Origin of the sequence: Chenggangzhangella methanolivorans (genome assembly GCF_019797865.1) — a bacterium.
Lineage (GTDB): Bacteria > Pseudomonadota > Alphaproteobacteria > Rhizobiales > Methylopilaceae > Methylopila > Methylopila methanolivorans.
The window spans coordinates 4,777,931-4,804,518 of the sequence record NZ_CP081869.1; the positions used below are offsets into that span (position 1 = coordinate 4,777,931).

Sequence of the window (26,588 nt, forward strand, 5' to 3'; positions counted from 1 at the left end):
CGGCTGGGCGGCGGCGCTCGAGGGGACCGGGCGGCTTATGTCGCCTACTATCCCGACCTCGCCGCGCCCGGCGCGGTGGAGAAGATCCGCGCCTTCACGAACGCGGCCCTTTCGGCGGGGGTGCGCCGCATCGTGCTGCTCTCGGGCCGCGGCGAGGAGGAGGCGCAGGCGGCGGAGCAGGTTTTGATCGGCTCGGGGGCCGATTGGACGATCCTGCGCTGCAGCTGGTTCGCCCAGAATTTCTCCGAAAGCTTCATGGGCGAGGGCGTCGCCGCCGGGGCGCTCGTGCTGCCGGCGGGCGCGGTTCCTGAACCCTTCGTCGATTGCGACGACATCGCAGACGTCGCCTTCGCTTCGCTGACCGAAAGGGGCACGTGGGAATGCTCTACGAGCTGACGGGCCCGCGCGCGCTCACCTTCCGCGAGGCGGCCGCCGCCATCGCCGAAGCGCGGGGCGTGGCGCTCGATTACGTGGAGGTTCCGTTGGACGCCTATGCGGCCGAGATGCGCGCCCACGACGTGCCGGCCGAGATGATCGACCTCGTCGTCTATCTGTTCGGCACGGTTCTGGACGGCCGCAACGCCATGACGGCCGACGGCGTCGAGCAGGCGCTCGGCCGCAAGGGGACGGATTTCCGGACCTATGCGGCGCGTGTGGCTGCGGAAAGCGGGTGGGGCTGAGGCCGCTCAGCCCGCTCGCGTCGCCGCGTAGCGCTCGAAGCCGCGCGCGCGAAGCTCGCAAGCGGGACACTCGCCGCATCCAAAACCCCAGGCGTGGCGCTCGCCGCGGTCGCCGAGATAGCAGGTGTGGGTGTCTTCGACGATCAGTTCGACGAGCGGCCCGCCGCCAAGTCGCTCGGCGAGCGCCCAGGTCTCGGCCTTGTCGATCCGCATCAGCGGCGTGTCGATCTCGACCGCCCGGTCCATGCCGAGGGTGAGCGCCTTCGCCAGCGTCTGGATGGTTTCGTCGCGGCAGTCCGGATAGCCCGAATAGTCGGTCTCGCACATGCCGCCGACGAGGCGCGTCAGGCCGCGGCGATAGGCGAGCGCGGCGGCGAAGGTCAGAAAGACGATGTTGCGGCCGGGCACGAAGGTGTTGGGCAGCCCGGCCTCCGTCATCGCGATCTCGGCGTCGCGGGGTGAGCGCGGTGTCGGAGATCTCGCCCAGAACCGAAAGGTCGATCGTGTGGTCCTCGCCCAGACGGTCGCGCCATTCGGGCTTCAGTTCGCAGAGCCCCTCGCGGAGCGTCTCCCGGCGCTCGAGCTCCACCCGGTGGCGCTGGCCGTAGTCGAAGCCAAGCGTCTCGACGCGGGAGAAGCGGTCGAGCGCCCAGGCGAGGCAGGTGGTCGAGTCCTGCCCGCCGGAAAAGAGAACGAGGGCGCTTTCCTGCGCGCTCACGCGGATTTCGCTCCCGGGCCGAAGTAGCTGCAGGCGTCGCCCTCGCTGTCGCGATAGACCGTGACCTTGTGGAGCCCGGACAGACGCCCTCGACCTTGCGCCAGATCCAGACAGAGAGGTTCTCCAGCGTCGCGGGGCCGAGATCCGCGACCTCGTCGAGGAAGCGGTGGTCGAGCCCGTCCCGCGCTTCCGCGAGCGCGCGGGAAAACAGGCCGAGATCGACCAGCATTCCGGTTTCCGGATCGGGACGGCCGCGCAAGCTCACCTCGGCCCGATAGGAATGGCCGTGGATGCGGCGGCTCGGCTCCACGTCGATCGAACGGGTGAGCGTGTGGGCCGCCTCGAAGCGGAACTGTTTGGAAAGTTCATGCACGGGCGTCTATCAGGGCAGGCCGATGAGCTTGTGGGTCTGGAGGCTGAGCCGCCAGGGCGGATTGTCGAGGCAATAGGCGGCGGCCGCGGCGGTGTTCTGCTCGCGCGCCGCGCCGTCCATCGGCTGCAGGAAGAAGTGCCGGAAGTCGAGCCCCGCGAAGATTTCTGGGCCAGGCCGTCCTGCGGATAGACGAGCTTGATCTCGTCGCCGCGAGCGAGCCTCAGCTCGGCTCCTGCCTTGGGGCTGACGCAGATCCAGTCGACGCCCGCGGGCGGCTCCTGCGTGCCGTTGGTCTCGATCGCGATCTCGAAGTTTTTCGCGTGGACCGCCTTAATCAGCGCATCGTCGAGCTGGAGCAGCGGCTCGCCGCCGGTGAAGACCACGTAGGCGCGGCCCGGCGCGCCGCCCCAGGTCCGCTCGATCGCCGCCGCGAGATCGTCGGCCGTCGTAAATTTTGCCCCGCCCGGACCGTCGGTTCCGACAAAGTCCGTGTCGCAGAAGCGGCAGACCGCGGTCTCGCGATCCTGCTCGCGGCCCGACCACAGATTGCAGCCCGCGAAACGGCAGAAAACGGCCGCGCGCCCGGTCTGCGCGCCTTCGCCCTGCAGCGTCTTGAAGAGTTCTTTGACCGCATACGCCATCGCGCGGCCAAAGACCCCCGGCGGGCCCGAAGGTCAAGCGGGAGGGAGGGCGCTTCTCCCTTCTCCGCTCATGGGAGAAGGTGTCCGGCGCGAAGCGTCGGGCGGATGAAGAGAGCGGGCGGCGCCATTCGGGGATGACGCGGAGGTTCATCCCGACCCTCTCCCGCAAGGCGAGAGGGGATCGGTCGGGTCGTCGCCTTCGCCTGTTTGGTCACTGCGTGATGATGATCCGCGCGTTCTGCATGCCGCGCTTCCTCACGAGATTGTAGAATGTGGCGGCGTTGCCCGGCGCGAGGCGCACGCAGCCATGACTCGCAGGCCGTCCGAGCGAGCGCACATAGCCGGTGCCGTGGATGGCGTAGCCGCCGCGGAAGAACACCGAATGCGGCATCGGCGACATGTCGTATTTCCGCGAATGCCACATCTTTTCAGTGCGGTACGGGCGGAAGATCCCGGTCGGCGTGACGTAGCCGCGGCGGGCGGTCGAGACCGGCCAGGAATAGGCCGTCGAGCCGTCGACCATGATGTCGGCGCGCTGGGCCGACAGGCTGATCTTGGCCACCACGCTCGCCTGCGCGAGCGACGGCGACAGGGCGAGCCCGAGCAGGCAAGCCAATGCGAACGCGACGCTTTTCATTGCTGGAGCCCCATGCGGTCCGCTCCCGCACGGCCGCGCCACAGTTGTGCCGCATATGTGGCGAGGTGTCGAATCACGTGTCTCGTGAGCGCAGGCGATGGCGTCGGGAGAGCCGCTCGGCTAGTTTCGAGCCGTTCCAACATCGGCCAGGCAGCGGATCCGCCTCATGGCTCTCCTCATTCTCGGACTGGCGCTGTTTCTTGGCGCGCATCTCGTAACCCGCGCGCGCGGCGTCCGCGCCGGGTTGATCGCGCGCTTCGGGGAGGGCGGCTACAAGGCCGCCTATTCGCTCGTCTCGCTCGCGGGTCTCGTCCTGATCGTCATCGGCTGGCAGGCTGCGCCTTACATCGAGATCTGGTCGCCCCGGCCTGGACGCGGCACGTCGTCATTCTGCTGATGTGGCCGGTCTTCGTGCTGCTCGCGGCCTATCGCTTGCCGGGCCATATCCGCGCCCGGGCCAAGCATCCCATGCTCGCCGCGGTGAAGCTCTGGGCGACCGCCCATCTCATCGCCAACGGCGATCTCGCCAGCATGCTGCTGTTCGGCTCGTTCCTGGCCTGGGGCGTCGTCGCGCGCATCGGGCTGAAGCGGCAGGAGCGGGCGACGGGCGCGCCGCCGCGGCCGGCCTCGTGGCAGAAACGACGTCATCGCGCTCGTCATCGGCACGGCGATCTACCTGCTGTTCGGCACGTTCCTGCACCCGCTGTTGATCGGCAGGCCGGCCTTCGCGATCTAGTCTCTCAGAGCATTGCGGCTCCGGGGCCGCGTCGATATGGTGCCGCGCGCCGCGGGACCGTCCGGCTCCGGGGTTTGACTGCTGTTCTGACGACCGAGTTCAATGGCCGACATCTTCCAAGAGGTCCAAGAAGACCTCCGACGCGACCGCCTCAAGGCGTTCTGGGACCGCTACGGAACCGCGATCGTCGTGGTGATGGTCGTCGTCGTGGCGGGCGTCGGCGGCTGGCGCGGCTGGCAATACTACGAGAATCAGCAGGCTGAGACCGCAGGCGACCGCTACGAGGCGGCCGCAGCCCTCGCCAAGGACGGCAAGACCGCCGAGGCGCGCGCCGCCTTCGCGGCGATCGCGGCCGATGGCCCCGCCGGCTACAGCGCCATCGCCAAGCTCCGCGAGGCCGACGAGGCCGCGAAGGACGACAAGGCCGGCGCGCTGAAGCTTTATCAGGCGATCGCGAACGACGCCGCGGCCGATGGCCAGCTGCGCGACGCGGCGCGGGTTCGCGGCGCCTTTGGCCGTCGACGCCGGCTCGCGCGACGACGTCAAGGCGCTGGCCGAGCCGCTCGCCGCGACCAACGGCGCCTGGTCGACGCTCGCCGCGAGGCGATGGGCCTTGCGGCCTACAAGGCCGGCGACATGGGCCGACGCCCGCCGACAGTTCGAGGCCGTGGTGGCCGATCCCGAGGCGCCCGGCGCGAGCCGCCAGCGCGGACCTGATGCTCGCCGTCCTGCCGGCGCCGGAAGCGGCCGGCAAGGACGCTTCCAAGCCGTCAACTGAGTGTTTCGGCGCTTGCGCGCCGCATCGACCGGAGTTCGCCAAGCCGTGACCAGCCGCCTCGCCACAGCGCCCGAGCCGCGCTTGCGCTCGCCGTCGTGGGCTCGCTTGCGGGCTGCGACACGCTTTCCAACATGAACCCCTTCAACGAGAAGGAGACGCCGCTGCAGGCGATCGCCGCCCTGTCCCGCGCGTCGCCCCGCCGCCGCCCGACTCCGTGCCGCAGCCGCTCTCGGCGCTGCCGGCGCCGGGCGTCGCCAACCTCGCCTGATCGATCGCCCGAGGCCATTTCGGCCCCGGCGGCGACGTCGCCGGGAGGCCTTGAGCCCGTGAGCGAACCACAAGTCCAGATCGCGATCGTCGGCCGGCCGAACGTCGGCAAGTCGACGCTGTTCAACCGCCTCGTGGGCAAACGCCTGGCGCTGGTCGACCGACCGGCCGGGCGTCACCCGCGACCGTCGCGAAGGCGAGGGGCGGCTCGGCGACCTCGTGTTCCGCATCGTCGACACCGCCGGCCTCGAGAACGCCGTCGGCGGCTCGCTCGAGGCCCGCATGCGCGAGCAGACCGAGGCCGCGATCGCCGAGGCCGACGTCGTGCTGTTCATGATCGACGGCCGCGCCGGCGTGACCGCCGACGACGAGCGCTTCGCCGAGGTGGTGAGGCGCTCCACCCGCCCGATCATCTTGCTCGCCAACAAGGCGGAGGGCCGAAAGGGCCTCGACGGCGCCTACGACGCCTATCGGCTCGGTCTCGGCGATCCGCTGCCGATCTCGTCCGAGCATGGCGAGGGATTGGGCGACCTTTACGACGCCCTCCAGCCGTTTTTTCCCGAACCCGTCGAGGACGAGGAGGAGGCCGAGGGCGACGACGCGCGCGCTCCGGATCGCGATCGTCGGCCGGCCGAACGCCGGCAAGTCGACGCTGGTCAACCGCCTCGTCGGCTCCGACCGCATGCTGACCGGCCCCGAGGCCGGCATCACCCGCGACTCGGTCTCGGTCGACTGGGAGTGGCGGGGCCGCAAGGTCCGCCTCGTCGACACCGCCGGCATGCGCCGCAAGGCCAAGGTGGTCGACAAGCTCGAAAAGCTGTCGGTCGCCGACTCCATCCGGGCGATGAAGTTCGCCGAGGTGGTGCTTCTCCTCGACGCCACCGTGCCGTTCGAGAAGCAGGATCTGTCGATCGCAGACCTCGTCGAGCGCGAGGGCAGGGCGCTCGTCATCGGTCTCAACAAATGGGATCTGATCGACGACCGCAAGGTGGGCTTCGAGCATGCGCGCGAGCGGCTCGACCGCCTGCTGCCGCAGATCAAGGGCGGAGCTCGCGCCGCTGTCGGGCGAGACCGGCGAAGGCGTCGACAAGCTGTGGCCTCAGTCGTGAAGGCCCACGAGGTCTGGAACCGCCGCATCCCCCGCCGCGCTCAATCGCTGGCTCGAGGAGACGCTGCAGCGCCATCCGCCGCCCGCGGTCTCGGGCAAGCGCATCAAGCTGCGCTACATGACCCAGGCGAAGGCGCGGCCGCCGAGCTTCGTGCTGTTCGGCACGCGCACGAGCGAACTGCCGACCTCCTACACGCGCTACCTCATCAACGGGCTGAGGGAAGCCTTCGACCTTCCAGGCGCCCCCATCCGTCTGAGCTTCCGCTCGGCAGAAAACCCTTACGCGAAAAGCTGACGCGCCATGCACGCGGCGGGCCGTCGACCGGCTCGCTTCGGCAAGCGATGATCGAGCGACCAAATCCGAGGCGCAGCCGCGGAGAGTCGCACGGTCGCGCCGGTCGGGGGCGAGGCCTGCGACAGCTGAAGCGTGTCCCGTGAAAGGTCCGTTCAGGTCGATGACGTCGAAGTGTCTCATCGCGGGAGCCGTCGGGGCGCTGGTTTTTGAAGCGGCCCTCTTGCCGGGGACCGCAGGCGCGGCCGCCGCCGAGCGCTCCGACGTCTGCTTCGACGAGGGGATCCTGAAAAAGGGGTCCAGGATGGACTACGACATGAAGGTGTCGGGCGACGGCGCGACGCCGCCGAGGCGCATCTCGATCGAAGTTGGCGGCGTGAAGACGTTCAACGGGAACGAGGCTGTCGAGACCAGGGCTAAGTTCTTCGACGACGCGGGCAAGCCCGCAGGCGTCAACCGCACCTACGCGGCCAAAGCCAAGAACTATCTGGTGACCTACGGCCTCGAAAGCGAGGGCGTGACGCAGTTCGTCGAGCCCGCCCAGCGCCTTCCGATCAATCTGAAGAAAGGCAAATCCTTCAAGCAGACCTTCCAGAACCGCAACGTCTACGGCGATGGGCGTGAAGAGGTCACCAAGACGAACGAGAAGTACACATTCAACGGGTTTGAAGAGAAGAAATTCGCGGTCGGCCGCTACAAGGCCTGCGTGATGTCGATCCGCGCGACGGCGAAGAACGCGGTCGGAACCTATCTCACGAACCGGACCGACTGGATCGCGGCCGAGGGCCCGTATCGCGGCCTCACGCTGCGCAGCAAGATCTCCGCGACCTATTCGGCCGGCTTCTCGATCAATCAGGCGCTCGAGGTCACCAAAGTGTGGACCTTCAAGCTGAAGTGACGCCCTGCTGGTGAACGCGTGGCAACGGGCCGGCTCTGTGCGCCGACGTGACATTCGCTCGCTCACCTTCTGATTTTCTTGCCGTCGCATGCGGGACGGCGTCTTCTCTTGTTGCCGCCCGCCACGCGCTGGCGGAAGCTCTCGACGCTATCTTGGGTAGCAGTCGCCCGGCGGCTCGCGCGGGCGGCTTCCGTCGCGCGCTGGGGGGGCACGTCATGGCAGGGCATTGACGATCGATCGTCGCGGGCGCCGTCGCGATCGGAGCGGCGACCGTTGGTCAGGCGCAGGCCGCGGACTCCGCGGCGTGCTTCAATCCCGGGCTCTATAAGAAGGGCGCGTTTCTCGACTTCGACTCCACCATTTCTGCGCTCGGGCGCAAGAGCGAGCAGCGCGAGCGCGTCGAAGTGAAAGGCGTCGAAGACTTCGAAGGCGTCGCGACCACGCTCATCAAGAACACCTTTGAAGACGAGTTCGGGAAATTCGTCTCGAACACATATGTGAGGGTCACGAAGTCTGCGCTCGTGTTCTACGGATACGCGAACGGGAGTAGCCGGACGGTGGTTACGCCTCCTTCCAAGACTCCGACGAACCTTGAAGAAGGAGAGACGTTCAAGCAGACGGTCACTTACAAGACCTTCTTTGGAAACGGCAGCACGGCCGGCAGCAAGTGGAAGAGCGCGATCACCTTCCTTGGGATCGAAACGATCAAGACCCCGCTCGGAAAGTTCGCCGCCTGCAAATTCGAGACGAAGTCGTCCTCCAAGATCACCGACGTGTCCGCGGCCGACGCGTCCGTCGAAACGAGCTGGGTCGCAGCCGAGGGACCTTATCGAGGGTTCGGGCTCAAGTCCGTGTCCGGAAAACCGGCGACGACCTACGAGGTCGTCAAGATCCGAGAATTCGACGTGAAATGACGAAGCTTTGCGCCGGCGGGGGCCGCGCGTCGACTGTAGGGGTCGGAGACAGTGAAGAGCATCGCAATTCTGGGCGCGTTCGGCGCAGCGTGTCTGTGCGCCACGACGGCCTTTGCGGGCGAGGTCGAGAGCGCGGCGGTGAAGACCTTCGGGTCCTGCCTGAACGACGGCGTCTACAAGACGAGCGCGTTCATCGACTATCAGGTGCGGCGTTCCGGCGACGGCGCCGGTGAGAGGCGGTTCGTTTGGGAGGCGGGGAAAGCGAAGAGGTTCGCAGGGGTCGACGCCGTCGAGATCAAGCTCCAGATCGGTTCGGAGACGGGCTTCGAATATTACGTCGCGACGAAAAGCGATCTCACCCGGTATGGGGGGAAGAGCGGGTCGCAGACCCTTAGCTATGACCCCGGCGAGAGGTTTCCCGGAGACCTGAAGTCCGACGCGACTTATGCTCAGACCTCCGACGTCACCGTCACTCAGGGCGGAAGGTCGCAGACGGGCGTCTCGAAGCGGACGCTGACGTTCGACGGCGTCGAAACCGTCCGCACGCCGTTCGGAAGCTACAAGGCCTGCAAGCTGACGGAAAAGTCGGTCGTCACGCCCAAGGGCTCGTCCCAGGTCGTCTCGACGCGCACGGAGATCGAGTGGTTCGCGGCCGAGGGGCCCTATCAGGGCTTCCGGCTGAGGGTGAAGCAGTTCGGCCGGGACTTCGGCGGGAACTTCAACTTCACCTACGACGTCCTCAAGATCTTCAAATACAAGGTGAAGTGACCCCCCCGGGCCGGTACGCCGCGCGCTCAGTCCGGCGCGCGGAAATCCATCATGCGATCGGACGGGAAATCATAGAACCGTCCGGTCTCGGTCCAGTCCGGACCGCAGAGCGCGACGATTTTCGGCGCGATGTCGGCCGGCGTCTTCAGGGTCGACTGGTCCTCGCCCGGCATCGCCTTCTTGCGCATGGCGGTGGCGAGCGGCCCCGGATTGACGAGCGTCACGCGCACGGGCGTGTGGTTCATCGTTTCGGCCGCATAGGCGCGGACGAGCGCCTCGAGGCCCGCCTTCGTGGCGGCGTAGAGGCCCCAATAGGCGCGCGCCTTGTGGGAGGCTCCGGAGGTCAGAAAGACCGCCCGGCCGGCGTCGGAGGCCCGCAGCAGCGGGTCGAGCGAGCGGATCAGCCGCCAGTTGGCCGTGAGGTTGACCGCGAGCGTCTTGTCCCAGTCCTTCGGCTCGATATGGCCGAGCGGCGAGATCCCGCCCAGCAGCCCGGCGTTGCCCACCAGGATGTCGAGCTTGCCGTGGCGCTCATGGAGCGCGGCCCCCAGACGATCGATCGCGCCGAAGTCGGTCAGGTCGAGCGGGACGAGCGTCGCCGAGCCGCCGGCCTTGCGGATGTCGTCGTCGAGATCCTCGAGCCCTCCTTGCGTCCGGCCGATCGCGACCACATGAGCGCCGGCGCTCGCGAGCGCGAGCGCCGTCGCATAGCCGATCCCGCGCGTGGCGCCGGTGACGACCGCGATCCGGCCGGTGAGGGAGGGGGGAGTGGTCAAGAGGCGCTCGGCTGTTCTTCCCTTCTCCTTTTGCGGGAGAAGGTGACCGGCGCCCGAGGCGGCGGTCGGGTGAGGGGTGACGGCGGCGCCATATCTGGAAAAGGCGCCGCCGTCACCCCTCACCCTTACCCTCCCCTACAAGGGGAGAGGGGAGTGACAGACGTCGCGTTCAAAAACGTGATCAGCTCGCTTCGGCGATCAGCGAGAGCTGGCGCGGCGTCTCGCCCGCGAGATCGGTGAGCGGGGTCGGATAGTCGCCCGTGAAGCAGTGGTCGGTGAACTCGGGCAAGTTCTTGTCGCGGCCCTCATAGCCCATCGCGCGGTAGAGCCCGTCGACCGAGAGGAAGGCGAGGCTGTCGGCGCCGATGAACTGGCGCATTTCCTCGAGCGTGTGGGTCGCGGCGAGCAGCTTTTCGCGCTCGGGCGTGTCGATGCCGTAAAAGTCCGAATGGGTGATCGGCGGGCAGGCGAGGCGGAAGTGCACCTCTTTCGCGCCGGCGTCGCGCATCATCTTGACGATCTTGAGCGAGGTCGTCCCGCGCACCAGGCTGTCGTCGACGAGCACGATGCGCTTGCCCGCGATCTGGCTGCGGTTCGCCGAATGCTTCATGCGCACGCCGAGCTCGCGCACGCCCTGGGTCGGCTGAATGAAGGTGCGGCCGACATAGTGGTTGCGGATGATGCCGAGCTCGAACGGGATGCCGCTCTCGCGGCTGAAGCCGATGGCCGCCGGCACGCCCGAATCCGGGATCGGCACGATGACGTCGGCTTCGGGCGCGCTTTCGCGGGCGAGTTCGACGCCCATGTTCTTGCGAACCTCGTAGACCGACTGGCCCTGAACGACCGAGTCGGGCCGTGCGAAATACACGAACTCGAAGATGCAGGGCCGCATCCGCTGCGGCGGGAACGGCTTCAGCGACTGGATGCCGTCCTCCGAGATGATCACCACCTCGCCGTTTTCGATGTCGCGAACGTATTTCGCGCCGATGATGTCGAGCGCGCAGGTCTCGGAGGTGAGGATGTGGCAGCCGTCGAGCTCGCCCAGGATCAGAGGGCGGATGCCGAGCGGGTCGCGGGCGCCGATCAGCTTTTTCGGCGTCAGGGCGACGAGCGCATATGCGCCCTCGATCTCGCGCAGCGCGTTGACGAAACGGTCGATGATGCGCGGACGGCGCGACTGCGCCACGAGGTGGAGGATCACCTCGGTGTCCGAGGTCGACTGGCAGATCGCGCCGGCGCGGACGAGCTCTCGGCGCAGCGTCAGCGCGTTGGTGAGGTTGCCGTTGTGCGCGACAGCCATGCCGCCGGCGTCGAGCTCGGCGAACAGCGGCTGAACGTTGCGGAGGATCGTCTCGCCGGTCGTCGAATAACGATTGTGCCCGATCGCGGATCGTCCGGGCAGGCGCGCGATGACGCGGGCGTCGGAGAAGTGGTCGCCGACGAGCCCGAGCCGGCGCTCGGCGTGGAAGCGATGCTTGTCGCGGGAGACGATGCCCGCAGCCTCCTGGCCGCGGTGCTGGAGCGCGTGGAGGCCGAGCGCGGTGAGCGCCGCGGCGTCCGGGTGTCCGTAAACGCCGAACACCCCGCACTCCTCGTGCAGGCGATCTGCGTCGAGGTCGAGGGTGGTGAGGGCGTCGTCGTCGGAATCGATCATCTCGTCCAACTCCCGCAAAGTCGGAAACTGGTGAACTCCGCCCGGATTCGGACGGAGGCCGTTACTGCCGGGGCTTGTCGTCCCGCTCGAGGAGTTTGTCGATCCCCTGTCTGTCCGCAGGGTTAGCGTCCGGCGCCTCGTCGGGCGCCGGAGGAGAGTCCGGGCCGCCTGGGGCCGCGGGGCCAGCGGCCTCGCCGGCGCCGTCGCGCCGCTTAAGCTTCTGCAAGATGGTGCTTTCGGGGTCTTCCGGCAACATGGCGAGAAGCTTGTCCCCGGCATCCTGCAGAATGACCTTGGACTGGGCGGTCCGGAACCACTCGGGCTGGCCCTTTTCGGGCACCAGCCAGGTGAAGAACAGGAAGGCCACGACCACCAGCAGCAGCCCGCGCGCGGCCCCGAAGCCGAAGCCGAGGATGCGGTCGACCGGGCCGACGCGGCTGTCGAGGATCACGTCGGAGATCTTCATGGTGATGAACGAGACCACCAGGAGCACGACGATGAAGATCGAGCCGGCGGCGATCACGTCGACGAGCTGCGGCGGATTGAACTTGATGTGCTCGCGCGCGATCGTGCGGGCGGGCTCGAAGAAATAGAAGGTGGCGGCCGCCGCCGCGACCCAGGACGCGATCGACAGCACTTCCCGCGTGAAGCCGCGCACCATGGCGAGCAGCGCCGAGATGGCCATCACGGCGAGCAGGATGACGTCGAGAAGCGTGATGGTCATTGACGCGCCGGAACCCTGGCTCGTGATCGTCGGGCCGCGCCTCGAGGCGGCGCCCCCCTCGGGCGCGGTCTCTATAACCCGCGTGACAACCTTCGTCACGCGCCTTGTCGCGGATCGCTCCCTGCGCGCGCCGCAAGGCGGGCCACCAGCGCGTCCAGAGTCGCGACCGGCAAAGCGACGAGGCCGGCGTCCTTGGCCGCCTCCTCGGCCGGAGCAGGGAGCGCCGCGCGCTTGAAGCCGAGGCGCGCCGCCTCTCTGAGCCGCGGCCCGGGATGCGCGACGGCCCGCACCGCGCCCGTGAGGCCGATCTCGCCGAAGAACACGGCGTCGACAGGCAGCGGCGCGTTGAGGAGCGAGGAGACGAGGGCGGCCGCCACCGCAAGGTCCGCGGCCGGCTCCTGCACGCGCAGGCCGCCTGCGACGGCGAGATGGACGTCGTGGCTGCCAAGGCGCACCCCGCAGCGCGCCTCGAGAACGGCGAGCACCATCGCGAGGCGCGAGCCTTCCCAGCCGACCACCGCGCGCCGGGGCGTGCCGAGGGTGGAGGGCACCACCAGCGCCTGGATCTCGACGAGGATCGGGCGGGAGCCTTCGAGGCCCGCGAGCACCGATGTGCCCGGCGCGTCGGGCTCGCGGTCGCCGAGGAAGAGCGCCGAGGGGTTGCGCACCTCTTCGAGCCCGAGGCCCGTCATGGCGAACACGCCGATCTCGTCGGTCGGCCCGAAGCGGTTCTTCTGGGCGCGCAGGATGCGGAAGTCGCGGCCCGAATCGCCTTCGAAGGACAGCACCGCGTCGACCATGTGCTCCACGACGCGGGGGCCGGCGATCTGCCCGTCCTTGGTCACATGCCCGACGAGGATGACGCAGGCGCCCGTGGTCTTGGCGTAGCGGATCAGCGCCTGCGCCGAGGCGCGGACCTGGGTGACGGTTCCGGGGGCGGACTCGACCTGATTGGTCCAGAGCGTCTGGATCGAGTCGATCACGAGGAGCTTCGGCGGCGCTCCGTCCTTGAGCGTCGTGAGAATGTCCTCGACCGACGTCTCGGCCGCGAGCGCGACCGGGGCGTCGGCGAGGCCGAGGCGCTGGGCGCGCAACCGCACCTGCGCGGACGCCTCCTCACCAGAGACGTAGACGACGCGGTGTCCAGCGCGGGCGAGCGCCGCGCTCGCCTGCACGAGCAGCGTCGACTTGCCGATGCCGGGCTCGCCGCCGAGCAGCAGCACCGAGCCGAACACGAAGCCGCCGCCGGTGACGCGGTCGAGTTCGTCGATGCCTGAGCGGATGCGCGGCGCCTCGTCGGCCTCGCCTTCAAAAGTCTCGAGCGCGACCACGCGCCCGCGCCCCAGCGCCCGCGCCGCGGAGCCGGGCAGGGGGGCGGAGGCCGCCTCCTCGACGATCGCGTTCCAGGCCCCGCAGGCCTCGCACTTGCCCTGCCAGCGCGACGAGATCGCGCCGCAGGCCTGACAGACGAAGCTGGACTTGCCGCGGGCCATCAGACGTAAGTCCGCTCGTAGCGCCGCCCGAGGCTCGTCAGGATCTCGTAGCCGATCGTGCCGCAGGCGCGGCCGAGGTCGTCGACGCCGACATGGTCGCCGAGAATTTCCGCCCAGTCGCCGCGCTGGGCATGCGGCGTGTCGGTGACGTCGATCGCGATGAGGTCCATGGAGATGCGGCCGACATAGGGGCAGGGCGTCTCGCCGACGAACGCAGCCGCGCCCGGAACGCCGTCCGCGCCGCCGCCTGCCCGAAGGATCCCGTCGGCGTAGCCGAGCGACAAGACGGCGACGCGCGAGGGACGGCGCATGCGCTCCACGCCGCCATAGCCCACCGTTTCGCCCGCCGCGACGTCGCGCACCTGTATGATGCGGGCTTCGAGCCGCACGACAGGCTTGAGCGGGGAGGCGAAACCCGCGATCGGGTTCGCGCCATAGAGCGAGACCCCGGGACGGCGGAGGTCGAAGGCGAGGTCGCCTTCGCTTGTCTCCGGCCGCAGGGTTCCGGCGGAGTTGGCGAGACTTGCGGGCGTTTCCGGAGCCAGAGCGCGAAGCTCGGCGAACAGTTTCCGCTGCCGCGCGGTCTCAGGCCGTTCCGGCTCGTCCGCGCAGGCGAGGTGGCTCATCAGGAGCGCGGGCGCGAAACCCGGGCCGCCGGCCGCCCGCATCGCGCGGAACTCGTCGGGGCTGAGGCCGAGCCGGTTCATGCCGGTGTCGACATGGATCGCGGCGGAAGGATCGGCGTCGGTCGAGGCGACGAAGGCCGCCCATTCTCCGATCTCCTCCCGCGATCCGAGCACTGGACGCGCGCCCGCCGCGGCATAAGCCGCCGCGGCGCCCGGCGGCAGGCCGTTGAGGACGTACACCGCGGATCCGGGGGCCGCGGCGCGCGCGGTGACGGCCTCGGAAAGCTGGGCGACGAAGAAGGTCCCGGCGCCCGCGTCGGCGAGCGCCGGCGCGGCGCGCCGCAAGCCGATCCCATATGCGTCGGCCTTCACCACGGCGGCGCATTCGCTCTGCGGAGAGATCGAGCGCAGCGTCCGCCAGTTGTCCGCCAGCGCCCCGAGATCGATCGTCAGCCGGCCGCCCGGAAAATCGGTCGTCAATGCATCTCCGGCAGGTTGCTCGACTGGGCGAGATTGCCGAAGCGGGTGTACTGCGCCTCGAAGGAGAGCTCCACCGTTCCGGTCGGCCCGTGGCGCTGTTTGCCGACGATCACCTCGGCCTTGCCCGAGACGTTCTCCATCTCGGTCATCCACTGGTCGAACTCGGGCGTGCCCTCGCGGGGCTTCTTGTTCTTCACGTAGTACTCCTCGCGGAACACGAAGATCACCACGTCGGCGTCCTGCTCGATCGAGCCCGATTCGCGCAGGTCCGAGAGCTGCGGGCGCTTGTCCTCACGGCTTTCCACCTGACGCGAGAGCTGGGAGAGCGCGATGATCGGCACCGCGAGCTCCTTGGCCAGCGCCTTCATGCCGGTGGTGATCTCGGTCATCTCCTGGACGCGGTTGTCGCCCTTCTTGGACGAGCCGGAGAGCAGCTGGAGATAGTCCACAACGAGAAGGTCGAGGCCCTTGGATCGCTTGAGCCGTCTTGCGCGGGCGGCGAGCTGGGCGATCGAGATGCCGCCGGTCTCGTCGATGAAGAGCGGCGAGCGCTGCATCTCGACGACCGCCTCGGTCAGCTTGAAGAACTCAGCCTCGGTGATCGAGCCGCGGCGGATCGACGAGGACGAGATCTCCGCCTGCTCGGCCAGAATACGGGTGGCGAGCTGTTCGGCCGACATTTCGAGCGAGAAGAAGCCCACGACCCCGCCGTTCACCGTCTTGGTGCGCCCGTCCGGCTGCACCTCGCCGCGATAGGCCTTGGCGATGTTGTACGCGATGTTGGTGGCGAGCGAGGTCTTGCCCATGCCGGGACGTCCGGCGAGCACGATCAGGTCCGAGGACTGCAGCCCGCCCATCAGGCGGTCGAGATCGTCGAGCCCGGTGGAGATGCCCGAGAGGCCGCCGTCGCGCTTGTAGGCGGCGGCCGCCATGTCCACCGCGTTTTTCAGCGCGGTGGAGAAGTTCTGGAACCCGCCGCCATAGGCGCCGGTCTCGGCGAGCGCGAACAGCTTGCGTTCGGCGTCCTCGATCTGGTCGCGGGGCGTGGCGTCGACCGGCGCGTCATAGGCGACGTTCACGACGTCCTCGCCGATGCCGATCAGCGACCGGCGGAGCGCCAGATCATAGATCGTGCGGCCATAGTCCTCGGCGTTGAGCACCGTCGTGGCTTCGGCCGCAAGGCGCGCGAGATATTGCGGCACGGTCATGCCGCCGAGGTCGAGGTCGGTCGGCAGGAAGGTCTTGATCGTGACCGGCGTCGCGGCCTTGCCGGCGCGCACCAGCGAGGCGGCGATTTCGAAGATCCGCCCGTGCAGCCCTTCGTAGAAATGCTCGGGCGTCAGGAAGTCCGAGACGCGCCAGAAGGCGTCGTTGTTGACCAGCACCGCGCCGAGCAGCGCCTGTTCGGCCTCGACGTTGTGAGGCGCCTGCCGGTACTGGGCGTCCGGTTCGGGCAGACGGCGGAGGGATTCGACAAGGGCCATGGGACGGGACTTCGCGGCGTCGGGGTTAGCGAGACGTTAACACGGACGGCTTGGCGTCAGTTGGGCGGACCAGCGCGGGGAGGGGTTGGTCCCGATTCCCACAGGCGACTCGGCGAGAACTTTTTTGGCGGCGGAATCGCTTGACCGCGAAGCCGCAGGAACCTCCGCCACCGCGTCCCGGCTTTTGAAACCCGAACCCATGACCGTGACGCTTCGGTGAATGGAGCTCCCAGGGCTGCGGCGTCTGACCGACGTAGCGTCCACGGCGCCCGGCTCAAGTCCGGGAGACGCCTGCGGCGGTTTGAGCGCGCGCCCTACTTCCCGGCGAGATGCGGCTCGATCAGCGCCGAAAACTGCTCGATCGTCATCATGCCGGAGGCCTTGCGGCCGTTGACGAAGAAGGTCGGCGTGCCGGTTACGCCTGCGATCGTCCCGCGGCGCGCGACGGCGTTGATCCCGTCCAGCATCTTCTGGTCGCCGAGACACGCGTCGACCGCCTCCCGGCCCATGCCGACCTGCTTCATGACGCCTCGAAGGCCCTCGAGCGGGTCGGGCGCATGCGCCCACGCGTCGTCGGCGCGGTAGAGCAGTCGACGATCTGGCTCCACCGCTTCTCGCCCGCGCAGCGCGCGAGCATGAAACCGCCGGTGTCGAGCGCATTCAGCGGAAATTCGCGGAACACGAACTGGATCCGTCCGGTGTCGACATATTTGGCCTTCACCTGCGGCCAGGTCTGAATGTGAAAATCGCGGCAGCGGTGGCAGGTGAGCGAGGCGTATTCGACGACCGTGACGGGCGCGCTCGCCGAGCCGAAGACGTTCTCGGGCAAGGGCCCGCTTTCTGCGAGCGCCTTTTCGGCCGCGGTCTTGTCCGCCTGCGCAAAGGCGCGGGTCCCCGGCAAGGATGCGAGCGTGGCGGCGCCTGCGACGGCGAGGACGCGACGGCGTTCGATCAGACCCATGGGGAGCGCCTCCGAAGGGGGCGATCTCGGCCCCCGGGGCGCGCAGCTAAATCGCGAGAGGTTCGCGGCCTCAACAGCGCGCTGGGTCAACAGGCGGTGATGACGCGCCTGCGAAACGAAACGGCCGCCCCGGGAGGGGGCGGCCGCTGAAGCGAGATCGGATCGGCGAAGGGCCTCAGCCCTCCTGCTCCTCGGTCTCTTCGAAGGCCTCCGGCTGGTCGTCGCGGTCGCGACGGCGGCCGCGGCGGTCGTCGTCCTCGTCGTCCTCGGAGAAGGTCTCGAAGGCCGGGCCTTCCTCGCGCTGGGTGAGATCCTCGCCTTGCGCCTGGCGCTCGGCCTCGGCCTCGGAGCGCGCGACGTTGACGGTGATCGAGACCTCGACCTCCGGGTGGAGCTGGATCGGCAGCACGTGCAGGCCGATGGTCTTGATCGGCGTGTGCAGCACGACCTGGTTGCGGTTGATGCTCGCGCCGTCCTTGGTCAGCGCCTCGGCGACGTCGCGGGGCGACACCGAGCCGTAGAGCTGGCCGGTCTCGCCGGCCTGGCGGACGAGCACGAGGACCTTGCCCTCGATGGTCTCGCCGACGCGCTCGGCCTCGGTCTTGAGCTCGAGGTTGCGGGCCTCGAGCTGGGCGCGCTGGCCCTCGAACTTCTTGCGGTTCGCCTCATTGGCGCGAAGCGCCTTCTGCTTCGGCAGCAGGAAGTTGCGGGCGTAGCCGTCCTTGACGCGGACTTCGTCGCCCATCTGGCCGAGCTTGGCGATGCGTTCGAGCAGGATCACTTGCATGGGTCAGTCTCCGTTCGTTTGGGTTTTGATCAGGGCAGGTTGGCGACGGCCGTGGGCGGGCCGCCGGGGGGAGGGCCGAAGCGCCTCCGGATTCCGAGGAACTGTTCGGCGAGGCCGAGGCCCGCGAGGAAGATCGCGATCCAGGGCATGAACACGAGCAGAGCGTAGAGGGCGAACAGCAGCAGCCCGCGGGCGGGAAGCGCGCGGGTGGTCACGTGCATCACGGCGAGGCCGAGCAGCATGAAGGCCATGAGGAACGTCGCGCTGACGAGCTCGGCCACGAGGCTCGGAAGGCCCGGCAGGAACGATCCCGCGAAGCCGCCGAGCAGCGCGAGGCTCGCGCCGCGCGGGAGTTCGAAGCGCGCGATGTCCGGCCACGGCCGCACGAGTTTGCCGGAGGCGCGCACGATGCGCCCGGCGAGCCAGAGATTGAACAGCGACGAGAGCGTCCAGAAGGTGGCGGCGAGGCCAGGAGCGAGCAGCGCCATGAAGTCGATCAGCGCCTTCGGATCCTGTCCGCCGGGAAGCTGCGGCGTGGGGCCTGCGGCCTGAAGCGCCTTCGAGAACACGTCGCGCAGCGCCGCCCGATACTCCTCGAGGGAGGTCGCGACGAGCGGAATGGTGGCGGCGACGAGGAGCGCGCCGATCGCCGCGCACCAGGCGACGAGACGGCCGACCGGATACCATTCGGCCGGGGCGCCGTCGGCTCCGTCGCGCGCGAGCAGCGCGAGATAGGCCAGCCACCAGGCCGGGAACCCGACCGCGATCGCGAAATAGACGCCGGTCTTCGGACCGACCAGCAGCGTCAGGGCGAGCGCGCCGAAGGTCGCGCCGACGATGCCGGCGTGATGGCGCCAGCCGATGCCGGCGAGCAGGACCGGGAGGGGCGCGACGTAGAGCAGGACGAGCGCGAGCGGCGACCCGGAGGCGGCGGCCGCATAGAGCAGCGCCGAAACCGCGCCGGCGCCAAGGCCGATAGGGAAAACGCCAGCTTGCATCGTCCGTCCTGCTGTCCCGAGGCCGATTGTTCGGCCGCGGTTAGGGCGGGTGATCCGCCCAGCGACGCCGGCCGAGGCCGGCGAAAGGGAACCAGTTTCGGCGCGTGCGCCAGAAACAACGTCGTCATCCCAGGCTGGTCCACGGGATGCGTGCACTTCTGAAAACGATCCCGGAGCGGCCTTTCGGCCGTCCGGGACGACGCCTTCGTCCGGCGGCCCTCAGGCCGCGGAACTCACTTGATCACGTAAGGAAGCAGGCCGAGGAAGCGGGCGCGCTTGATGGCCTTAGCCAGCTCGCGCTGCTTCTTGGCGGAGACCGCCGTGATGCGCGACGGCACGATCTTGCCGCGCTCGGAGATGTAGCGCTGCAGGAGACGCACGTCCTTGAAGTCGATCTTCGGGGCGTTGGCGCCGGAGAACGGGCAGGTCTTGCGACGGCGGAAGAACGGGCGGCGCTGGCCGCCGGAAGCTGCGGCAGCCATCAGTTGGCCTCCTCGTCACGACGGGGACGGTCTTCGCGGTCGCGGCGCGGGCCGCGATCGCCGCGGTCGCCGCCGCCGAAGCCGCGGCCGCCGCCGCGCGGACGGTCGTCGCGATCGTCGCGGTCACGGCGCTGAAGCATCGCGGACGGACCGTCCTCGAGCTCCTCGACCTTGATGGTCATGAAGCGGAGGACGTCCTCGGAGATGCCCATCTGGCGCTCCATCTCGGCGAGGGCCGGGGCCGGCGCGTCGATGTTGAGGAGCGTGTAATGCGCCTTGCGGTTCTTGTTGATGCGGTAGGCGAGCGGCTTGACGCCCCAGTGCTCGATCTTCGCGACCGAACCGCCCTGGCTTTCCAGGAGGGTCTTGTACTGGGCGGTCATGTCCTCGACCTGCTGCGACGTCACGTCCTGGCGCGCCAGGAAGACGTGTTCGTAGAGCGGCATGAGATATGGCCTTCTATCGGTTCCAAACGTGCCGTTCGGCGCGAAGCCCTCCGAGCCCGCGAAGGCCCGAACGAATTCTCGAAGGCGGAGACACGGGAGGCCGGAGTCTCGGGAGCAAGCTTCCGAAAATCCTGATCGGGCGAGCCCGATCCCTCCGTTCAGCCCCCAGCCGAACGACGGCGAAGGCGCGGCCTATAGAGGAACAGGGGCGCACGCGCAAGGGACGTGCGGCGGGAAAGGCGAGTGTTGCCAAAATGCTGCGCTGCAGGACGGCGGCGCCGCGGTCACGAAATGGCCACGTGATCACCATTCGACGCCACATTCCGGGTCGATACCGTCATCCGCTAGTTAGGTACGCATAAAAGGTTGCATCGCATGTATCGTTACGTTTCGGCGGCCGCCCTCGCGGTCGTGACCCTCTCCGCGGTTCCCGCTCTGGCCGCCGACCTCCCGGCTTACGAGCCGGCTCCGGCGGTCGCCGCTCCGGTGCCGTCCTTCACCTGGACCGGCCCCTATCTCGGCGTTCAGGCCGGCTACATCTGGGGCGACAGCAACGTCGGCCGGATCAAGCCGGAAGGCTTCACCATCGGCGGCTACCTCGGCTACAACTACCAGATGGACGGCTCGCCGGTCGTGGTCGGCATCGAGACCGACTTCAACTGGTCCGACGCTGACGACAAGGCCGGCCGCGTGAAGTTCGACCAGCGCTGGAACGGCGCGACCCGCGCTCGCGTCGGCTACGCCTTCGACCGCTTCCTCGTCTACGGCGCGGGCGGCGTGGCCTACGCCGACACCCGCGTTCGCGTCGGCGGCGCCAAGGACAGCAAGACCAACTTCGGCTGGACCGTCGGCGCCGGCGCCGAATACGCGGTCACCGACAACGTCTCGACCCGCGCCGAATATCGCTACACCGACTACGGCAGCGACAAGTACAACTTCGGCAAGGCGAGCCAGGACGAGCATCGCGTGATGGTCGGCGTCGCCTACAAGTTCGGCTGGTAAGCTCTCGGCTTCCACGTCGTTTCGGGCCTCCGCGGGCGACCGCGGGGGCCCTTTTCGTTCAGTCGGGCTTAAGCGGGGCGGCGGTTTACTGCCGGACCATGAGCGAGGCCCTGAACATTCGGCCGGAACGGCGAGGGGAGCTCGACGCGCTGCGGGGCGTCGCGGCGGTCTGCGTCGTCGCCTATCACGCGCTCGCGCTTCATCCGCCGTCCCGCGAAGCGATGTGGGCGCTGTTCTGCTCGCCGCTCTATCCGCTCGCGACCGGGCGGCCGGCCGTCATCCTGTTCTTCGTGTTGAGCGGCTTCGTGCTCCACGGAGCGCTTTCGGCGGAACGCCGGGCGACGGGGCGCGTCGACATAGGCGCCTTCGCGCTCAAGCGATTCTGCCGGATCTGGCCGCCTTTCGCGGCGGCCGGCCTGCTGGCGGCCGCGGTCGCGGCCGCGGCGTCTGTCTTCGCCACGCTTCCGGCCCAACTCCTGCCCGCGCCGATGCGCGGCTGGCCCGAGGACGGATACGGCCTTGCGGCGCTCGCCGGCACCTGACGCTCGACGGGATCGAGCGCCACCTCGCGCTCAACTCGGTGTCGTGGTCGCTGGTATACGAACTGCGGGTGGCGCTTCTGCTTCCCGTTCTGTCGATTCTCATCGTGCGGGCCCGCGGGGCGACGCTCGCCGTCGGCGTGGGCCTGGCGATCCTCGCCGACGTCGCCCTGTCGGCGTCAGCCCAGGAGAGCCTGGCGGAGCGCAACTACCAGGCGTTCGGCGACATCGGACTGAGCCTGCTCGGCACGGTCTACTGCCTGCCGATGTTTTTGCTGGGCGCCGCGACGTCCGAATCTCTCAGGCGGTCGGAGCTCGGGATCGAACGGCTCGGGCCTCGAGGCGCGCTTTGCGTTTTCGCGCTCGCCTGGGGCCTGATGTGGTTTCCGAACGACGCGCTGGTCGCGGTCGGCGCGGCGACGCTCGTGGCGCTCGCCGCCCGCGCGGTCCCCGCGCGTTCGGCGCTCAACCGCGCCGCTCCGCTGTTTTTCGGACGCATCTCCTACAGCCTCTATCTTGTCCATCTGCCGTGGCTTTACGGGGCCGTGCTGATTCTGGGCGGCGTCATCGGAGTGGGGCCTGCGATCGTGTTTGGGCTCGCGAGCCTTCCGCCGGTCGCTCTTCTCTTCCGGATCTGCGTCGAGCTGCCCTCGCAGCAGATCGGCCGCGGGCTTGGGCGGAGGCTGTCGGAGCGCCGCCGAGCCAGCAGTCCGGAGCCGGTCTGACCGGGTCCGCCAACCGCGGCCAGCGACGGAATCGCGACCGAGGCGCTTGGCGGATTTGACCCACGACCAAGGATACGTTGCCCCGACCATAGCGTGTCCATACCATCTCGAGTTGTGGCGTTCGGCTCCGGGAGCGGCTCTGCTGGGGTGGTTTCGAGGTCTGATCGCTGCGGCGCTGATCGGCGTCGCTGCGGCGGGGCAGGTCCGCGCCGAGGAGGTATGCCCGTCGGTGACGCAGGCGCGCTCGCTTGGCGTGATCGTGCCCGCTTATTTCTACCCGACGACTGATTACGGCGCGGAGTCGTGGACGCGGCTCGAGGGATACGCCCGGCGCAGCGCGGCCGCCGGGATCGATTTCGTGACGATCGTGAATCCGTCGAACGGCAGCTTCCGCGCCGCGGATCCGAACTATGTCGCCGTCGTCGATCGCATGGACGCGGCCGGCGCGACGCTGGTCGGCTATCTGTCGCGTCTCGATCCTGCCGGGATCGAGCGGCCGGTCGCCGACGTCCTCGACGACATAGCGGCGTGGAAGCGGTTTTATCCCAAGATCCGCGGCTTCTTTTTCGACCAGGTGCCGAACGACGACGCGGGCGAGAAGAAGGCGTATTACGATCAGCTCCTCGCCCGGGCGCGCGAGACCTTCGGCGAGGACGCGCTGCTGATCGGCAATCCCGGCCGCGCTCCGCACAAGCGCTACCGCGACCTGTTCGACGTTCTCGTGGTCTTCGAAGACGTCGGCGCGAACTTCAGCGACGTCGTCTTGCCCAAGGCGCTGCGCAAGCAGAAGGCGAAGCGGTTCGCCTGTCTCGTTCACACGAGCGGGTCGCTCGCGGCCCCCAGCGACCGGACGCGGCTCTGCCGAGTCGCGCGCGAGATTCGATTTCAGAAACCGACGGGGCAAAACGGCGGCTGGTGGTTCGTGACGACCGACGATCTTGTCGCGACCGATCCGAGCGGTTTCGCGACGCCTTACGACACGCTCGGCGAAAGCTTCGACCGGTTCTTCGACGTCACCTGTTGGGTCAACAGGCTCGCGCGTTGCGAGTGAAGCGACCGGAACGAGGCGGCGTTCAGGCGTCGTCCTGAAGGCTCTCCTCGGCGGCCGCGGTCTCGATCTCGTCGAACACCTCGCCCGCCGCCGTCAGCGCCCGAACGGCCGCCGGGAAGCCGCCATAGATCGCCATCTGCATCAGAATCTCGACGATCTCGTCACGGCTCAGGCCGACGTTCAGTCCGCCCCGGATGTGCCATTTGAGCTGCTGCTCCGCGTTTCCGAGCGCCGCGAGCGCGGCGATGGTCGCGATCTGGCGCGCGCGGAGATCGAGGCCCGGGCGCGAATAGACGTCGCCGAAGGCGTAGTCGACGAGATGGTCGGCGAAGTCCGGCGCCACCTTGGCGAGCCGGGCGGCCACCTCCCGGCCGAGCGGCCCGTGGATCTGGTCGAGCGTCTCGTTTCCCCGAGCGCGGCGGTCGTCGGATTGGGGCATCTCGTCGTCTCCTGGGTTCGGGCGGTTATATAGGCGCAGGACTTGCAGGAGCGGATCGAGCCCGCGCCGTCCGGCAACCATCACGGCGGCGGCGCGTTTCTTGAAGCAAGCGCCGCCCAGCCGGGTCGTCGCCGACAAAGGCCCGCCATGCCCATGAAGCCGCTTCCGTCGCCGCCCTCGGGTCTCGCGCGATGAAGATCCGCATAGGCTTCGAGATCGTCCAGACGTTTCCCCATCCGACGCCGATGCTCGCGATGCTGAACGTGCATCCGAGCCGGGATCGGGACCTGCTGACGCCAGACACCATCACATGCGAGCCCTACGTGCCGATCTCGGTCTATTCCGACGATTTCGGCAATCTCTGCAGCAGAATGACCGCCCCGGCGGGAGATTTCCTGCTCACCGCAGACGCGATCGTCGCCGACAGCGGAGAGCCGGACGTCGCGACGCCAGGGGCGATCCAGCACGCCATCGAGGACCTGCCCGACGACGTGCTGATCTTCCTGCTCGGAAGCCGCTATTGCGAGACCGACCGGCTGGTGGACGACGCCTGGAAGTTGTTCGGCGAGGGGCCGCTGGGCTGGGGGCGGGTCCAGGCCATCGTGGACTTCGTCCACGGCAGAATCGCGTTCGGCTACGAGCACGCCCGCGCCACCAAATCGGCCTTCGAGGCGTATCAGGAGCGGCAGGGCGTCTGCCGGGATTTCGCGCATCTCGCCATAACCTTGTGCCGCTGCATGAACATTCCTGCCCGCTACGCCACCGGCTATCTGGGCGACATCGGCGTCCCCGTGGACCCGGCGCCGATGGATTTCTCCGCCTGGATGGAGGTTTATCTCGGCGGGCGCTGGCACACTTTCGACGCGCGTCACAACCACCCGCGAATCGGGCGCATCGTCATGGGCCGCGGCCGCGACGCCTCGGACGTCGCGCTCACCAACGCCTTCGGCCCGAACCAGCTGAAAAGCTTCAAGGTGTGGTGCGACGAGGTGGTCGACTAAACCTCCTTGGGGGGCGGATCGGCGGGAGGCCGGCGGGCGCTGGCCGGGGCGCGGCGCTTGACATCGCCCGCGCTCGCCTGCTTTGCAGCCCCCGCCCGGATCGCCGGGCCAACAAAACCACGACAAGCGGCCTCCGCGCCGCGTCGAGGGAGGCGTAACGCCGTGACCATCGCGCTCATCTTTCCGGGACAGGGCAGCCAGCAGGTCGGCATGGGCCGGGCGCTGTCCGACAATTTCGCGGTCGCCCGCGCCGTCTTCGAGGAGGTGGACGCCGCGCTCGGCGAGAGCCTCTCGACCACCATCTTCGAGGGGCCGGACGACAGGCTCGTCCTGACCGCCAACGCCCAGCCGGCGCTGATGGCGGTGAGCCTCGCCGCGCTGCGGGTGCTGCAGGCGGAGGCGGGGCTCGAGGTCGGCCGCCACGCGGCCTTCGTCGCCGGCCATTCGCTCGGCGAGTATTCGGCGCTGGCGGCGGCGGGCTCGCTCACCATCGGCGACGCCGCCAAGCTTCTCAGGACGCGCGGCGACGCCATGCAGAAGGCCGTGCCGGTCGGCGAGGGCGCCATGGCGGCGCTGCTCGGGCTCGACCTCGAGGCGGCGCGCCAGGTGGCGGACGAGGCGGCGGAGGGCGAGGTGGTCGCCGCCGCCAACGACAACGCTCCGGGCCAGGTCGTGGTCTCCGGCGCCAAGGCCGCGGTCGAGCGCGCGATCGCGATCGCCAAGGGCAAGGGCGCCAAGCGCGCCATGCTCCTGCCGGTCTCCGCGCCGTTCCACTGCGCCATGATGCAGCCCGCCGCCGACGTGATGCGCGAGGCGCTCGCGGGCGTGAAGATCGCCGCGCCGAAGGCTCCGCTGGTCGCCAACGTGACCGCCGGCCCGCTGACCGACCCCGAGGCGATCCGCGCCCGGCTCGTCGAGCAGGTGACCGGCGCGGTGCGCTGGCGCGAATCGGTGGTCTTCATGGCCGGGGCCGGCGTGACCCGCTTCGTCGAGATCGGCGCCGGCAAGGTTCTGGCCGGCCTCGTGAAGCGCATCGCGCCGGAGGCTTCGGCCGAATCCGTCGGCACGCCCGACGACGTCGCGCGCCTCAAGGGCGAAGCCGCGTTCGACGCGGCCTGACGCAAGCTCTCCAAGGGAAGGCGAGACAGATGTTCGACCTCACGGGGCGCTACGCCCTCGTCACCGGCGCGACCGGCGGCATCGGCGGCGCGATCGCCCGGGCGCTTCATGCGCAGGGCGCGACCGTGGCGATCTCCGGCACGCGCGCCGAAGCGCTCGAGTCGCTCGCCGGCGATCTGGGCGAACGCGTCCACGTCACGCCGGCCAACCTCAAGGACGCCGCCGCCGTCGACGCGCTCCCCGGCGCGGCGGAGGCGGCGATGGGCGGGCTCGACATCCTCGTCCACAACGCCGGAATCACGCGCGACAACATCTTCGTCCGGATGAAGGACGAGGAGTGGGCGGACGTCCTCGAGGTCAATCTCGCGGCCGGCTTCCGGCTCTACCGGGCCGCCCTGCGCGGCATGATGAAGCGCCGCTATGGACGCCTCATCGGCGTGACCTCGGTGGTCGGCGTCACCGGCAATCCGGGGCAGGGCAACTATGCGGCCTCGAAAGCCGGGCTCATCGGCATGTCGAAATCGCTCGCCTATGAAGTCGCCAGCCGCAACGTCACCGTGAACTGCATCGCGCCGGGCTTCATCGAGAGCCGATGACGGACGAGCTGAACGAGAAGCAGCGCGAACTTTCGCTCAGCCGAATCCCGTCCGCGCGTTTCGGCCAAGGCGCGGACATCGCCGCGGCGGCTGTCTATCTCGCAAGCGGCGAAAGCTCTTACGTCACGGGGCAGACGCTTCACGTGAACGGCGGAATGGCTATGATCTGAGGACTTGTCCGCGCCTGCGCTCTTCGTCTGGCGCAGGCGTTTTTACATGTTACGAACCCGCCGTCTCGAAGGAGCGGCGGTCCTCGGCAAGGTCGCCGTCCAAAGGGTCGCGGCGGCTTCGTCGAAAAACGTTTGCCCGGGACGCCGTCCGCCTCCAAATAGCCGCTCGGAGGAATCGCGGATCCCGGACGTCTCGTCGGCCGGACCGGTTTGACGGGGCGATCT

General features: G+C 68.8%; 24 protein-coding genes and 7 pseudogenes. 15 read left to right on the forward strand and 16 right to left on the reverse strand.

Going from position 1 to position 26,588, the window contains the following annotated elements; translation table 11 throughout:
- Nucleotides 1-75: 75 nt before the first annotated feature.
- Together K6K41_RS29795 and K6K41_RS29800 are read left to right on the forward strand one after the other, a co-directional pair.
- On the forward strand, nucleotides 76-396 hold the full coding sequence (locus K6K41_RS29795) for an SDR family oxidoreductase (protein WP_315855085.1): 321 nt from the start codon (nucleotides 76-78) through the stop codon (nucleotides 394-396).
- Nucleotides 381-680, forward strand: a complete 300-nt coding sequence (locus K6K41_RS29800; protein ID WP_315855086.1) for a Rossmann-fold NAD(P)-binding domain-containing protein — start codon at nucleotides 381-383, stop codon at nucleotides 678-680. The genes K6K41_RS29795 and K6K41_RS29800 overlap by 16 nt, the downstream gene beginning before the upstream one ends.
- Nucleotides 681-686: 6 nt before the next feature.
- On the opposite strand, the pseudogene queC reads toward K6K41_RS29800, so the two are convergent.
- The 4 genes and pseudogenes from queC to K6K41_RS25115 form a co-directional block, all read right to left on the reverse strand.
- A pseudogene (gene queC / locus K6K41_RS25100) lies at nucleotides 687-1,404 on the reverse strand (7-cyano-7-deazaguanine synthase QueC).
- Nucleotides 1,395-1,771 (reverse strand): annotated as a pseudogene (locus tag K6K41_RS30840) (6-pyruvoyl trahydropterin synthase family protein). Before K6K41_RS30840 ends, queC begins: the two co-directional pseudogenes overlap by 10 nt.
- Nucleotides 1,772-1,780: 9 nt before the next feature.
- Nucleotides 1,781-2,412: pseudogene (gene queE, locus K6K41_RS25110) on the reverse strand (7-carboxy-7-deazaguanine synthase).
- Nucleotides 2,413-2,623: 211 nt separating this feature from the next.
- On the reverse strand, nucleotides 2,624-3,049 hold the full coding sequence (locus K6K41_RS25115; protein WP_261402772.1) for a L,D-transpeptidase: 426 nt from the start codon (nucleotides 3,047-3,049) through the stop codon (nucleotides 2,624-2,626).
- A gap of 166 nt (nucleotides 3,050-3,215) precedes the next feature.
- Between K6K41_RS25115 and K6K41_RS25120 the strand changes: the two are divergent.
- The 6 genes and pseudogenes from K6K41_RS25120 (at nucleotide 3,216) to K6K41_RS25145 (ending at nucleotide 8,810) form a co-directional block, all read left to right on the forward strand.
- Nucleotides 3,216-3,785: pseudogene (locus tag K6K41_RS25120) on the forward strand (NnrU family protein).
- Nucleotides 3,786-3,887: 102 nt separating this feature from the next.
- Complete coding sequence (locus K6K41_RS25125) at nucleotides 3,888-4,502, forward strand: tetratricopeptide repeat protein (protein ID WP_261402773.1); 615 nt, start codon at nucleotides 3,888-3,890, stop codon at nucleotides 4,500-4,502.
- 387 nt (nucleotides 4,503-4,889) lie between these two features.
- Nucleotides 4,890-6,233: pseudogene (der, locus tag K6K41_RS25130) on the forward strand (ribosome biogenesis GTPase Der).
- 220 nt (nucleotides 6,234-6,453) lie between these two features.
- Entirely contained in the window at nucleotides 6,454-7,128 is a 675-nt protein-coding gene (locus K6K41_RS25135; protein ID WP_261402774.1) for a hypothetical protein, read from the forward strand.
- A 404-nt stretch (nucleotides 7,129-7,532) separates the two neighbouring features.
- Nucleotides 7,533-8,042: a hypothetical protein gene (locus K6K41_RS25140; protein WP_261402775.1), complete on the forward strand. Its 510-nt coding sequence runs from the start codon at nucleotides 7,533-7,535 to the stop codon at nucleotides 8,040-8,042.
- A 51-nt stretch (nucleotides 8,043-8,093) separates the two neighbouring features.
- Entirely contained in the window at nucleotides 8,094-8,810 is a 717-nt protein-coding gene (locus tag K6K41_RS25145) for a hypothetical protein (RefSeq protein ID WP_261402776.1), read from the forward strand.
- A gap of 26 nt (nucleotides 8,811-8,836) precedes the next feature.
- Here K6K41_RS25145 and K6K41_RS25150 read toward each other — a convergent pair whose 3' ends face one another.
- The 11 genes and pseudogenes from K6K41_RS25150 to rpsF all read right to left on the reverse strand — a co-directional run bounded on the left by K6K41_RS25150 (nucleotide 8,837) and on the right by rpsF (nucleotide 19,721).
- Entirely contained in the window at nucleotides 8,837-9,586 is a 750-nt protein-coding gene (locus tag K6K41_RS25150) for an SDR family NAD(P)-dependent oxidoreductase (RefSeq protein ID WP_261402777.1), read from the reverse strand.
- Between the two features lie 181 nt (nucleotides 9,587-9,767).
- A complete protein-coding gene (gene purF, locus K6K41_RS25155; protein ID WP_261402778.1) occupies nucleotides 9,768-11,240 on the reverse strand; it encodes an amidophosphoribosyltransferase in 1,473 nt (490 codons plus the stop codon).
- A 61-nt stretch (nucleotides 11,241-11,301) separates the two neighbouring features.
- Nucleotides 11,302-11,964 carry a CvpA family protein gene (locus tag K6K41_RS25160; protein WP_378147860.1) on the reverse strand — a complete coding sequence of 221 codons (663 nt, stop codon included), beginning with the start codon at nucleotides 11,962-11,964 and terminating at the stop codon, nucleotides 11,302-11,304.
- Between the two features lie 95 nt (nucleotides 11,965-12,059).
- Nucleotides 12,060-13,457: a DNA repair protein RadA gene (radA, locus tag K6K41_RS25165; protein WP_261402780.1), complete on the reverse strand. Its 1,398-nt coding sequence runs from the start codon at nucleotides 13,455-13,457 to the stop codon at nucleotides 12,060-12,062.
- Nucleotides 13,457-14,563 (reverse strand): alanine racemase, encoded by a 1,107-nt coding sequence (gene alr / locus K6K41_RS25170; protein WP_261402781.1) that lies wholly within the window; start codon nucleotides 14,561-14,563, stop codon nucleotides 13,457-13,459. The genes radA and alr overlap by 1 nt, the downstream gene beginning before the upstream one ends.
- Nucleotides 14,560-16,047, reverse strand: a complete 1,488-nt coding sequence (locus tag K6K41_RS25175; RefSeq protein ID WP_261402782.1) for a replicative DNA helicase — start codon at nucleotides 16,045-16,047, stop codon at nucleotides 14,560-14,562. Before K6K41_RS25175 ends, alr begins: the two co-directional genes overlap by 4 nt.
- 314 nt (nucleotides 16,048-16,361) lie before the next feature.
- Nucleotides 16,362-17,008, reverse strand: a pseudogene (locus K6K41_RS25185) (thioredoxin domain-containing protein).
- A 175-nt stretch (nucleotides 17,009-17,183) separates the two neighbouring features.
- Nucleotides 17,184-17,795: a 50S ribosomal protein L9 gene (gene rplI / locus K6K41_RS25190; protein ID WP_261402785.1), complete on the reverse strand. Its 612-nt coding sequence runs from the start codon at nucleotides 17,793-17,795 to the stop codon at nucleotides 17,184-17,186.
- Nucleotides 17,796-17,824: 29 nt separating this feature from the next.
- Nucleotides 17,825-18,793 (reverse strand): YybS family protein, encoded by a 969-nt coding sequence (locus tag K6K41_RS25195; protein WP_261402786.1) that lies wholly within the window; start codon nucleotides 18,791-18,793, stop codon nucleotides 17,825-17,827.
- A 233-nt stretch (nucleotides 18,794-19,026) separates the two neighbouring features.
- A complete protein-coding gene (rpsR, locus tag K6K41_RS25200) occupies nucleotides 19,027-19,275 on the reverse strand; it encodes a 30S ribosomal protein S18 (protein ID WP_261402787.1) in 249 nt (82 codons plus the stop codon).
- The gene (gene rpsF, locus K6K41_RS25205; RefSeq protein ID WP_261402788.1) at nucleotides 19,275-19,721 is read right to left on the reverse strand and encodes a 30S ribosomal protein S6; all 447 of its coding nucleotides are present in this window, start codon (nucleotides 19,719-19,721) and stop codon (nucleotides 19,275-19,277) included. Before rpsF ends, rpsR begins: the two co-directional genes overlap by 1 nt.
- Nucleotides 19,722-20,096: 375 nt before the next feature.
- On the opposite strand from rpsF, the gene K6K41_RS25210 reads away from it, so the two are divergent.
- The 4 genes from K6K41_RS25210 (at nucleotide 20,097) to K6K41_RS25225 (ending at nucleotide 23,038) form a co-directional block, all read left to right on the forward strand.
- Nucleotides 20,097-20,723 carry an outer membrane protein gene (locus tag K6K41_RS25210; protein ID WP_261402789.1) on the forward strand — a complete coding sequence of 209 codons (627 nt, stop codon included), beginning with the start codon at nucleotides 20,097-20,099 and terminating at the stop codon, nucleotides 20,721-20,723.
- Between the two features lie 98 nt (nucleotides 20,724-20,821).
- Nucleotides 20,822-21,265: an acyltransferase family protein gene (locus tag K6K41_RS25215; RefSeq protein ID WP_261402790.1), complete on the forward strand. Its 444-nt coding sequence runs from the start codon at nucleotides 20,822-20,824 to the stop codon at nucleotides 21,263-21,265.
- 38 nt (nucleotides 21,266-21,303) lie between these two features.
- Nucleotides 21,304-21,987 (forward strand): acyltransferase family protein, encoded by a 684-nt coding sequence (locus tag K6K41_RS25220; RefSeq protein ID WP_261402791.1) that lies wholly within the window; start codon nucleotides 21,304-21,306, stop codon nucleotides 21,985-21,987.
- A 46-nt stretch (nucleotides 21,988-22,033) separates the two neighbouring features.
- Nucleotides 22,034-23,038 (forward strand): spherulation-specific family 4 protein, encoded by a 1,005-nt coding sequence (locus K6K41_RS25225; RefSeq protein ID WP_261402792.1) that lies wholly within the window; start codon nucleotides 22,034-22,036, stop codon nucleotides 23,036-23,038.
- Between the two features lie 22 nt (nucleotides 23,039-23,060).
- Here the strand turns inward: K6K41_RS25225 and K6K41_RS25230 are convergent, their stop codons facing one another.
- A complete protein-coding gene (locus tag K6K41_RS25230) occupies nucleotides 23,061-23,477 on the reverse strand; it encodes a carboxymuconolactone decarboxylase family protein (protein WP_261402793.1) in 417 nt (138 codons plus the stop codon).
- 191 nt (nucleotides 23,478-23,668) lie between these two features.
- Here K6K41_RS25230 and K6K41_RS25235 point away from each other — a divergent pair, with 191 nt between their 5' ends.
- The 3 genes and pseudogenes from K6K41_RS25235 to fabG all read left to right on the forward strand — a co-directional run bounded on the left by K6K41_RS25235 (nucleotide 23,669) and on the right by fabG (nucleotide 26,363).
- Nucleotides 23,669-24,478, forward strand: a complete 810-nt coding sequence (locus K6K41_RS25235) for a transglutaminase-like domain-containing protein (protein ID WP_261402794.1) — start codon at nucleotides 23,669-23,671, stop codon at nucleotides 24,476-24,478.
- A 162-nt stretch (nucleotides 24,479-24,640) separates the two neighbouring features.
- Nucleotides 24,641-25,597 carry an ACP S-malonyltransferase gene (gene fabD, locus K6K41_RS25240; protein ID WP_261402795.1) on the forward strand — a complete coding sequence of 319 codons (957 nt, stop codon included), beginning with the start codon at nucleotides 24,641-24,643 and terminating at the stop codon, nucleotides 25,595-25,597.
- A 29-nt stretch (nucleotides 25,598-25,626) separates the two neighbouring features.
- Nucleotides 25,627-26,363: pseudogene (gene fabG / locus K6K41_RS25245) on the forward strand (3-oxoacyl-[acyl-carrier-protein] reductase).
- Nucleotides 26,364-26,588: the final 225 nt, after the last annotated feature.